Origin of the sequence: Kosakonia sacchari SP1, from assembly GCF_000300455.3 — a bacterium.
GTDB lineage: Bacteria > Pseudomonadota > Gammaproteobacteria > Enterobacterales > Enterobacteriaceae > Kosakonia > Kosakonia sacchari.
On the sequence record NZ_CP007215.2, the window covers coordinates 728,087 to 739,750 of the forward strand.

4 protein-coding genes are annotated in these 11,664 nt (G+C 54.6%); all 4 read left to right on the top strand.

What is annotated here, in order from left to right; all coding sequences use genetic code 11:
* Positions 1–448: 448 nt before the first annotated feature.
* The 4 genes from C813_RS26495 (at position 449) to tssC (ending at position 11,657) form a co-directional block, all read left to right on the top strand.
* The gene (locus tag C813_RS26495; RefSeq protein WP_083200598.1) at positions 449–8,509 is read left to right on the top strand and encodes a non-ribosomal peptide synthetase; all 8,061 of its coding nucleotides are present in this window, start codon (positions 449–451) and stop codon (positions 8,507–8,509) included.
* Between the two features lie 161 nt (positions 8,510–8,670).
* Positions 8,671–9,303, top strand: coding sequence for an ECs1377 family protein (locus C813_RS26500; protein WP_017457529.1), 633 nt, complete (start codon positions 8,671–8,673; stop codon positions 9,301–9,303).
* Positions 9,304–9,579: 276 nt separating this feature from the next.
* Complete coding sequence (tssB, locus tag C813_RS26505; RefSeq protein ID WP_017457530.1) at positions 9,580–10,077, top strand: type VI secretion system contractile sheath small subunit; 498 nt, start codon at positions 9,580–9,582, stop codon at positions 10,075–10,077.
* Between the two features lie 32 nt (positions 10,078–10,109).
* Complete coding sequence (gene tssC / locus C813_RS26510) at positions 10,110–11,657, top strand: type VI secretion system contractile sheath large subunit (RefSeq protein WP_025263840.1); 1,548 nt, start codon at positions 10,110–10,112, stop codon at positions 11,655–11,657.
* The last annotated feature ends 7 nt before the right edge of the window (positions 11,658–11,664 follow it).

The window sequence follows — 11,664 nt, forward strand, 5'->3', positions numbered from 1 at the left end:
TGATATATTTTCTTGCCATATAGACTTAAAAGGTATTTATTATCAATTTGTAAGGCTTATTACTCGCGACGGAGGGTTTTAATGAGAAGTAAATAACTTTATAGATTAGAGGGTGTGACTGATTAATCGCGTTTTTTATATGATGTAACGCTGATGTATTGATTTCCCTTGGTATTATTTCCTGCCTTTCAAAATGGATATAGCTGGTGTAGAGAATGGATGGTTGCACTAATTGATAGGCTTATTGTTAAAACATGTTGAGTTTTACCTCATTCGGTTCGCAACGTTGGCGACAAGATCTCCTGCGTTTGCAATGAATAATTAGTTGTTCATTTAAAGGATAAAAACATTCATCAGGGATATTACTTGATAGCACTCTGTTTTCTGAAAAAAAGTGTGCTGTCAATTAATTAAGACGCTTTGGCTTTCATTCATTAGGTTGGAATATATGGACATATCTCCCAATAATAGCTTTTTAGACAGTGCATCAGTGGCGAAAGAATGTACAGCGCTTCCTGCGTCGCCGTTTCCATTGAGTTCAGATCAGCAAGCGATTTGGTTTGCACAGACACTCAATCCTGAATTAACAAATTACAATATAGGGAGCGTGATGATCATTGATGGCAATATCGTTCCCGATATCATGGTTAAAGCGTTTGATTCCGTCATTAAGCGGCATGATGCATTTCGTTTGCGGATAGTTGCCGGTACGTCTCCAGCACAATATTTTGATTCTTCCGCGTTGCCATTAATGGAATTTAAGGATTTTTCGGCAACGGATAACCCAATAAATGAAGCTGAACAATACGTGAAGTTAAACTTTACTCAGCCATTTAATTTGGCTGAAAGGTTATGGCGCAGCGCATTAATCTACGCCGGTAATAATCGCTGGTATTGGCAACTGTGCTGCCATCATATTATCGCCGACGGAACGAGTCTGAGCCTGCTTAACGCAGAGTTGAGCGAAAATTACAGTCGTCTTATTCGTGGGGAGAAATTATCTGCAGGCGCTGCGTTATCGTATGCCGATTTTGTTGCCAGTGATGCGGCTTATCTGAGTGCGAAGCAGTGCATCAAAGACCTGGCTTTTTGGCTTGAGCGATATACGACATTGCCGCCGCCATTATTCCCTCCGTTGGCGACAACCCGGACGCCGGCATCATATCTGCCTGAGCCCGTGACCTGGATGCTTGAGGAAAATCTTTTTCAGCGTATTGAACAGGTGGCTTCTTTATATGGGTTGTCGGTATTGCATTTTATGTATGCCCTTTTTTCCTGTTATTTTAAAAGAATAAAAAACATTGATGATATTTGTTTCGGCATACCACTCCATAATCGAAGAAATGCACAACAAAAAGCGGCGGTGGGAATGTATGCTTCGGTTATCCCGGTTCGCATTAGATTAACGGATGAAGATTCCTTTTCTGATGTGATGCAAAAAGCTGCCGATGAATTACGTATTTGCTACAAACACCAGCGGTTACCCATTACGGAAATCAACCGGAGAATAAAAAAACAGCAAAATACCGGCAGAGCCAATTTATTTGATATGTCGCTATCCTATGAACCTTACGACGTGAACATTCATCTGGAAGGTGCGACAATTCATACCATCGAACCTCATCACCGGGCACAATATCCTTTAGCGATAACGATTAATCAGTACGCCATCACCAGCAATAATAAACAGAGCCACTCGGTTTGTGTTGAATTTAATTATTCCCTCGACTATTTCACACCTGAAGATATTCAGATTATGCAATCTCGCCTTGCTGTATTACTGGAAGGCGTACTGCAGAATAGTGATACGCCAGTGTCTCAGTTACCGATTTTATCGACACATGAACGCCAGCAACTGCTACAGCCTGCTCTCGCTATAGAAAGTGACGCTTCTGACCTATTAATCCATGAAATGTTTGAAGCACAAGCCCGTCGCTCGCCACAGGCTGTCGCTGCCGTTTTCGAGGGGAGTTCATTAACCTATGACGCGCTGAACCGCCGGGCAAATACGTTGGCCCATCAGCTCATCAGAATGGGTGTACGTCCGAATGACCGCGTGGCTATTTGCCTGGAACGTGGCCTGGATATGGTGATCGGCATCCTCGGTATCCTCAAGGCGGGCGGGGGCTATGTTCCTTTGGATCCGGTCTATCCGGGCGAACGGCTCAATTACATGCTGGAAGATTCCGCCCCCACCGCACTGGTAACCCATTCTGCTCTTGCGCAGGTACTGAACAGCGCTATTCCTACCGTGTTAATGGATGCGCCGTTTCCAGCCGTTGCTGATGAAGATGATGAGAACAACCCTGAGCCATTATCTCTCGGCCTGGCGGCGCACCATCTGGCTTACGTTATTTATACGTCCGGCTCCACAGGCCAGCCGAAAGGCGTGATGGTTGAACACCGGAATATCACCCGACTTTTAACCGTCTGCCAGCCTGCTTTTAGCTTTAATAGCAACGATGCCTGGTCGCTATGCCACTCTTTTGCTTTTGATTTTTCCGTCTGGGAGTTATTCGGCGCGTTATGTTCGGGTGGACGGTTGATTATTGTATCAACCGCATGCGCCCGTTCACCCCAAACGCTTTATGCGCTGCTGTGCAGCGAACAGGTTACGGTGCTCAACCAAACCCCCAGCGCATTCCGCCAGTTGATTGCTGCCCAGGACTCAACTCCACATACCCTGCGTTGCATTATCTTTGGCGGCGAAGCGCTTGAAATGCGCTCTCTGGTGCCGTGGATTAACAACGCATCAAACCGTAATACGCGTCTTATCAATATGTATGGCATCACGGAAATCACCGTGCATGCCACCTGGTATGAAATAGCGCCTTCAGATATCACCTCGCATGGCGCCAGTTTAATTGGCGGTCCGCTCGCCGATCTGCGGATCTACATTCTGGACAGTCACCGCCAGTTGGTGCCGTTTGGTGTGACCGGTGAACTCTATGTCGCTGGCAACGGCGTGGCACGTGGTTACCTGAACCGTCCGGAACTGACGGCAGAGCGTTTTCTGCCGGATCCGTTCACACCCGGCCAGCGGATGTACCGGACCGGCGACCTCGGGCGCTGGCTGCCGGACGGCAACATTGAGTTTCTCGGGCGCAATGATTTCCAGGTCAAGCTGCGCGGGTTCCGCATTGAGCCGGGGGAAATCGAGGCCTGCCTGACGCAATGTGACGGCGTGCGCGACGCGGTGGTGATGGTGCGGGAGGACACGCCGGGTGATAAGCGGCTGGTCGCGTATCTTCTGGCACAGCCCGGTCACATGCCGGAGCCTGCCCGGCTGCGCCAGCAACTGGCGCAGTCACTGGCGGAGTACATGCTGCCCGCCGCGTTCGTCACGCTGGAGAGCTTCCCGCTCACGCCGAACGGCAAGCTGGACAGGCAGGCGCTGCCCGCCCCGGATCGCACGGCGGCGGTGACCCGGGGGGATGAGGCCCCGGCAGGTGAGGTGGAAACCGCGCTGGCTGCCGTCTGGTGTGAGCTGCTGGGGCTGTCGCAGGTCGGGCGGCAGGACAACTTTTTTGAGCTTGGTGGTCATTCGCTGATGGTGGTCAGCCTGCTGGAGCGGCTGCGCGGGCAGGGGATGACGCTGGATATCCGCGGGGCATTCTCCGCCCCGGTGCTGGCTGACATGGCCCGGCGCATCACCCTCCTGGAGGCGGATACGCCGGTGCCGCCGCCACGCATCCCGGTGCACTGTCAGGCCATCACGCCCGGCATGCTGCCGCTGGTCAGTCTGTCGCAGGCGGAGACTGATGCGGTGGTGGGCACGGTGGAGGGCGGTGCAGCGAACGTGCAGGACATCTACCCGCTGTCACCGCTGCAGGAGGGGATTCTGTTTCACCATCTGCTGCAGGCGCAGGGGGATGCCTACCTGCTCAGCAGCCTGCTGGCCTTTGACACCCGCGCGCAGCTGGAGGCATTCCTGGCGGCGCTGCAGCAGGTGATTGACCGCCACGACATCCTGCGCAGCGCGGTGTGCTGGCAGGGCGTGTCCCGCCCGGTGCAGGTGGTCCGGCGTCGGGCTGTTCTGCCGGTGACGGCGTTTGTGCCGCAGGGCGGGCAGGATGTCGCCGCACAGCTGCGGGCGCAGGCCAGCCAGCCGCGGCGCATGGACGTCAGCCGCGCCCCGCTGTTCAGCGCGCAGACGGTGCACGACCCGGCACAGCAGCAGTGGCTGCTGGCGCTTGAGTTTCATCATCTGGTCTGCGACCACATCTCGATGGCGCTGGTCTGCGATGAAATCACGCAGATTCTGGACGGCAACAGCGCGGCGCTGGCGGCGCCGGTGCCCTACCGCAACTTTATCGCCCGCACGCTGCGGGTGCCACAGAGTGAGCATGAGGCGTGGTTCCGCGCCCGGCTGGCGGATATCAGCACCCCGACCGCACCGTATGACATTACTGACACGCGGGAAAGCGGCGGGGCATGCGGGGAAGCCCGGCAGGCGCTGGATACCACGCTGGCGGGGCACATCCGCGCGCAGGCGCGGCGGCTGGGCGTCAGCCCCGGGGTGCTGTTCCACACGGCGCTGGCCCGCCTGCTGGCGCAGCTGTGCGGCCGGGATGACGTGGTGTTCGGCACCGTGCTGATGGGGCGTCTGCAGGCCGGTGACAGCGGTGAATCCGGCCCCGGCATGTTCATCAACACGCTGCCGCTGCGGGTGTCGCTGGCCGGGCAGAGCGTGGAGGAAGCGGTCATGGCGACGCGGGATGCGCTGGCGGCGCTGCTTGAGCATGAACAGGCGCCGCTGGCGCTGGCGCTGCGCTGCAGCGGGGTGCCGCAGCCGCAGCCGCTGTTCAGCACGCTGCTGAATTACCGCCACAGCCCGGCGCGCAGCAATCTTGTGCGTGAAGGCATCCGGCTGCTGGAGGCGCAGGAGCGGACCCACTACCCGATAGCGTTCTCGGTGGATGACACCGGGGAGGGGTTCATCCTGACGGCGCAGACAGCGGGGGGCATCGACCCGCAGCGCCAGCTGGGTTATCTGCTGACCACGCTGGCGTCGCTGAGCGCGGCGCTGGCGCATGAGCCGCAGCGCCCGGTACTGAACCTCCCCGTGCTGCCTGAAGGGGAGCGGCAGCAGCTGCTGGTGACGTTTAACGCCACGCGGGCGGCGCTTCCGGCTGAGGGGCTGATACACCGCCTGTTTGAGGCGCAGGTGGCGCGCACCCCGGAGGCGGAGGCGGTGGTCTGCGGGGATATCACGCTCAGTTACGCTGCACTGAACCGCCGGGCCAACCGGCTGGCGCACCGGCTGCTGGCGCAGGGCGTGCGCCCGGACGAGCGGGTGGCGGTGTGCCTGCCGCGCAGCGCGGATGTGCTGGTGGCGATACTGGGCGTTCTGAAAGCGGGCGGTGCGTATGTGCCGCTGGACCCGGCGTACCCGGCGGGACGGCTGGATTATATGCTGGCGGATGCCGCGCCGGTGGCGCTGGTGACGCAGCGTGGGCTGGCGCAGACGCTGAATGCCACGCTGCCGGTGGTGCTGACGGATGCGGAGCCGGAGGAGGGGGTGGCGGAACACAACCCGGAGCCGCAGGGACTGACGCCGCAGCATCTGGCGTATGTGATTTACACCTCGGGCTCCACCGGAAAACCCAGGGGGGTGATGGTTGAGCACTGCAATGTGATTAACTTGTACGCCGCCTTGCAGCTCCAGTTGGATCTACCGCAAGCGTCACGTATCACTATGAATGCCAGTATGGTGTTCGATGCGTCAGTGCAGTGCTGGTTGCAATTATTGTCGGGACATACGGTTGTTGTCGTGCCCGAAGAGGTGCGCAAAGAGGGGCCGGCCTTTTTAGATTTTCTGCGTCGACAGCGTATCGACATTGCTGATTGTACCCCGCTTCAACTGCAAGGGCTGCTTGACGCAGGTTTACACGATGGCATTGGAGAGTATCCCAATACGGTCATTGTTGGTGGCGATGCGATCCCTTTATCGGCATGGTCGGCAATGCAAAGCATTGAGCAGATCCGTTTTGTGAATGCCTATGGTCCGACGGAGTGCACCGTCAATGCCAGCATGTGCATGATTGATAAAACATTGGCGACGCCGAGTATCGGAAAACCGCTCGCCAACACACAGATCTTTTTGCTGGATAAGCACGGCCTGCCGGTACCGCTGGGGATCTGCGGCGAGCTTTATATCGCTGGTAACGGCGTGGCGCGCGGTTACCTGAACCGCCCGGAACTGACGGCTGAGCGTTTCCTGCCGGCCCCCTTCACGTCCGGCCAGCGGATGTACAGAACCGGTGACCTGGGTCGCTGGCTGCCGGACGGCAACATTGAGTTTCTCGGGCGCAATGATTTTCAGGTCAAACTGCGCGGCTTCCGCATCGAGCTCGGGGAAATCGAGGTCTGCCTGACGGCGTGCGCTGGCGTACGTGATGCGGTGGTGATTGCACGGGAAGATGCGCCGGGCGACAGACGGCTGGTTGCCTACCTGCTGGCAGAACCCGGTCACACGCCGGAGCCTGCAAAGCTTCGTCAGCAGCTGGCACAGTCGCTGGCGGAGTACATGCTGCCCGCTGCGTTTGTCACGCTGGAAAGCTTCCCGCTCACCCCGAACGGCAAGCTGGACAGGCAGGCGCTGCCCGCGCCGGATCGTGCTGCGCTGGTCACCCGAGGGGATGAGGCCCCGGTGGGTGAGGTGGAAAACGCGCTGGCCGCTATCTGGTGCGACCTGCTGGGGCTGTCGCAGGTCGGGCGGCACGACAACTTTTTTGAACTCGGCGGCCACTCTTTACTGGCGGTTCAGCTGTTAAACCGCATGGCAAAAGCAGGACTCGCTATCTCGCTGGCGACACTCTTTGCTAATCCATCCCTGGCGCAGCTTGCTGGCGTCATTCAGGACAGGGAAAAGTCACTCGCTTCACCTTTTGTCGATAATCCCGTTGTGCTACGGGGCGAAGGTGCGCAGCCGCCGCTTTTTCTGGTGCACGAGCCTTCCGGCGATCCGCTGGTCTATTCGCCTCTGGCGACGATGTTGCGAATTGATCGCCCCGTCTATGCACTTTCAGCACTTGGTCTGCATACCGCAGAGAATCCGCCGACATCGCTGGAAGCACTGGCCGCCTGTCATGTTGAAGCCATCCGTCGCGTACAGCCACATGGACCTTACCATCTTGCTGGCTGGTCTTTGGGGGGCGTTATCAGTTATGAAATAGCGGTGCAGTTGCAGCGAAGCGGGGAAGAGATCGCCTTTATCGGCATGATTGATAGCTATCATCCGGCTGCGCATCAAACGCGTGGTTTCAGCACGAGCAGCGAGCAGGCCCTGCGCGACGATATGATCGTCAATTTCTTATCCATGCATGTACCGGAGAGCGAAAGGTCGATACTGGCACAGCTGCAAACTCCCATTGATATGCAAGCCGTTTTTGATCTTTGTAGCGAACATAACTGGTTGCCGAAGGATATTCGCTATGAGGATCTATGGCTACGAATGGAAACGGTGTTGTACCTCAGGCCGCTGGGGTTACGGTATCAGCCGACTCCTGCGGATCTCACCATCAATCTTTATACGGCAAACCCGGATGAAAGCGACGATATCTGGCGTGGCTGGCATGGCACAGTAAGCAGCGACTCGTCGCTACATATTGTTGGTGGAACGCATTTATCGATTATGCAACCGCCGTTCCTGGCACAACTGGCGAGGCAAATGACGGCAGATCTGCTTCCCCGATCTTCCTCTCACCCGGTGGTTGTTATGCAGGAAGGGGCAGATTGCGAAATGCCACTATTTTGCATCCCAGGCGCTGGTGCATCCGCATTCAGTTTTCTCGAACTTGTGGGGCTCTTGCCTGCAAAACTTCCTGTTTATGCGCTACAGGCACGCGGGCTCACCAATGTAAAAACAATGCCGCATCTGACAATTGAAGAAACGGCTCGTGATTACATCTGCGCGATGCGCGAACGGCAGCCTTCTGGGCCATATCGCCTTATTGGGCACTCCTTTGGCGGCTGGATAGCCTTTGAAATTGCGCTGCAATTACAGGCGCAAGGGGAGACGGTTGCCAGTCTGATTATCATTGATAGCCGCTCACCCGGCATTAAACCGCCGGTCAGCCACCTTGGGGCAGTGATGAAATTAATCAGTATTTATAATTTGATGCTGAACCGGGAACTGCCCATTACAGAGGACGCGCTATTGGGAATGGAGCCAGACCAGCGGCTTATCTGTTTGCACCAACTTTTGATTGAGGCGGGGGTTTACACCCGTAACACGCCGCTTTCGTTGCTGGCCGGGGTTTTCCATGTGTTGTACGCAAATCTCAATACGTCCTATATTCCCCGCGAGCGTTACCTGGGGGTGTTGCATAGCATTAATGCACAAGAAGCGAATGGCGCAGAGCGGGAACAACGCGAAGCGGTTTGGGGTGAATACGCGACACAATTTACCACTCTGCTGAGCCCGGGAAATCATATGACTATGCTGACCGCGCCGTATGCGGGCGTGCTGGCCGATCATATAATGACCGTAATGAGTAAGCCTTAGCCGAACCCGTTTTTGGTATCAAACCTAAACCACTTCTGACGAGGTGGTTTTTTATTTGTGCCTATAAAAGCACAGATCAGAGCAGCCTCCTGCTTCCGGTTATATTTGCACGCTGGTAAAGTGATTCGCGGGTAACGATGAGGGAACAGAGGCAGATAAAGATGAGCGGGCGTATCGACTATCAGATTGAAAAATATAGTTTCACCGCCGTTGATGAAAAGCCGCGTCTGGCGCGCCAGTGGGCCGATGTCATGGACGAGTGCCGCCAGACGCAGGCCGGGGCGCAGGAGCGTTTACGCATTGCATTGTTGAATGTGGATTACGTTACCAGCCTGGAGCTGCCTTTTCGATTGTTGCTGGTTCGTGCGCCGCAGCTTATCGACAGCCTGCGCGATGAGTTGCAAATCAGCCGTAAACCCGCCGTTATCAGCGGCAGCCGCTGGGGGTGTACTTACAGTCTGAAAAGCGATTTAAGCACTATTCCGGATGCCTTTAGCTATCGCTTTTCCAATCGTATCCGTCGCCTTGATCCCACCAACGTTACGGCGGCACCGTACCAGCAAATCGCTAAAGAGGTTAAAGCCCCGCGCGAACGCCTGAAGCTGGCGCTGGAGAAGGGGCTCCAGGTCACGGCGCTTGATGCGTTATTCTGGTTTGGCATTCAGCGGCTTGCCGCAGATGTGGCGAGGCTCAGAAAGAAAGGGATGCGGATCAGCACCGCAGAAACGGATGCATTCGATAGCCTGACGGGCACAACGCGGCGGGTACCGTATTATCAACTTGAACCGCGTTAAAGAAGCTTTAGCGATATATTTAAATTCATTCAGGAATGCTTCCTGAAAATATAACGCGGCTCTATTACCGGTAATAATATTATCTGGAAAATACAGCGCGCTAATTAACTCATCAATTAATAATCTCGCCCATTAATAATTAATTAAAACCCTTTATTTATTCCTAATCTTTAGTGTTTGCTGTAAAAAAATGAACCGTTTTGGTTTATTGTTTCCGTGTTGTGCGCAGGGGAAATTACGCGCAAATATCACAGAGCAATAAACAGAGAGGGAACGATGAGCGATAGCTTCCAGCGGGAGATACCGAAAGCACGTATCAACCTGAAACTCGACCTGCATACGGGCGGAGCACAGAAAAAAACAGAATTACCTTTGAAATTACTGGTTGCGGGTGATTTTAGTAACGGCAAGGAAACTGCATCTTTAAGCGAACGCGTTAAGGTCAATATTAATAAGAATAACTTTAATAGTGTTCTTTCTGATTATTCCCCAAAAGTTAACCTTGTGGTTGAAAATACACTGGCGGGTAATGGTAGCGAAGAGAATATCAGCTTGACGTTCCGCGATATGAAAGATTTCACACCAGAAGAGGTCGCCCGCCAAATTCCCCAGCTCAAAGCTATGCTGGCAATGCGTAATCTGCTTCGCGATCTGAAAGCGAACTTACTCGATAATCAGACTTTCCGAAAGGAATTAGAAAAAATTCTTCTTAACCCCTCTCTCAGCGCAGAACTGCGTGATGAGCTATCCTCCCTTGCGCCCAAACAGCCATGAATGCTGGCGAAGTTTTAACAGATGAATAAGGAATGTTGATGTCTGTACAAAATGAAGGTGTCGCCACAGGCGAAAGCGTGGTTTTACAAGGCACGCAAGCGGGAGGTGTCTACGCCTCTTTATTCGAAAAGATCAATCTGAACCCGGTAACAACGCTAAGCGCGCTGGATATCTGGCAGGATGCGCAGGCGATGTCCGATGCAACTGCCGATGAGCGTCTGACCGCTGGGATGCAGGTATTCCTTGAATGTTTGAAAAAGTCCGGTTCGAAAGTCGAAAAACTTGACCGCAATTTGATTGACCACCATATCGCAGAACTGGATTACCAGATTAGCCGTCAACTGGATGCGGTGATGCATCATGAGGCGTTTCAGGCAGTAGAAAGTCTGTGGTGTGGGCTGAAATCACTGGTGGATAAAACCGATTTTCGCCAGAACGTCAAAATCGAACTGCTCGATCTCTCCAAAGACCATCTGCGCCAGGATTTTGAAGACAGCCCCGAAATTATCCAGAGCGGTTTATACAAACATACTTATATTGATGAATATGACACGCCGGGCGGCGAGCCCATCGCCGCACTGATTTCCGCTTATGAGTTTGATGCTTCTGCGCAGGATGTCGCTTTGCTGCGCAATATTTCGAAAGTGTCTGCCGCGGCCCACATGCCGTTTATTGGCTCTGCTGGACCGAAATTCTTCCTCAAGGACTCGATGGAGGACGTGGCGGCGATTAAAGATATTGGCAACTACTTTGACCGCGCGGAGTACATCAAGTGGAAATCCTTTCGCGAGACGGACGACGCCCGCTATATCGGTCTGGTGATGCCACGCGTACTTGGCCGCCTGCCATATGGCCCGGACACCGTACCGGTACGAAGCTTCAACTATGTGGAGGAAGTGAAAGGGCCGGATCACGATAAATACCTGTGGACCAACGCCTCGTTCGCCTTTGCCGCCAATATGGTACGCAGCTTTATCAATAACGGTTGGTGCGTACAAATTCGCGGCCCGCAGGCTGGCGGTGCGGTTCAGGATCTGCCTATTCACCTTTATGACCTCGGCACGGGCAACCAGGTAAAAATCCCCTCTGAAGTGATGATCCCGGAAACGCGTGAATTTGAGTTCGCCAATCTCGGCTTTATTCCCCTGTCGTATTACAAAAATCGCGATTACGCCTGTTTTTTCTCCGCTAACTCCACGCAGAAACCGGCGCTGTACGATACCGCTGACGCAACCGCCAATAGCCGTATCAATGCGCGCCTGCCGTATATCTTCCTGCTCTCGCGTATTGCGCATTACCTGAAGCTTATTCAACGCGAAAACATCGGCACCACCAAAGATCGCCGATTACTGGAACTTGAGCTGAACACCTGGGTGCGCAGCCTGGTCACCGAGATGACCGATCCGGGCGACGAGCTACAGGCTTCCCACCCGCTGCGTGATGCCAAAGTCGTGGTGGAAGATATTGACGACAATCCGGGATTCTTCCGCGTCAAACTCTATGCCATCCCGCATTTCCAGGTCGAAGGCATGGACGTCAATCTGTCACTGGTTTCCCAGATGCCGAAAGCGAAATCATAAGGTAAGC

Excerpts from the sequence above, each read along its gene's own strand:
- C813_RS26495 (WP_083200598.1), top strand. The coding sequence starts at position 449 with ATGGACATATCTCCCAATAATAGCTTTTTAGACAGTGCATCAGTGGCG.
- C813_RS26500 (WP_017457529.1), top strand. The coding sequence starts at position 8,671 with ATGAGCGGGCGTATCGACTATCAGATTGAAAAATATAGTTTCACCGCC.
- tssB (WP_017457530.1), top strand. The coding sequence starts at position 9,580 with ATGAGCGATAGCTTCCAGCGGGAGATACCGAAAGCACGTATCAACCTG.
- tssC (WP_025263840.1), top strand. The coding sequence starts at position 10,110 with ATGTTGATGTCTGTACAAAATGAAGGTGTCGCCACAGGCGAAAGCGTG.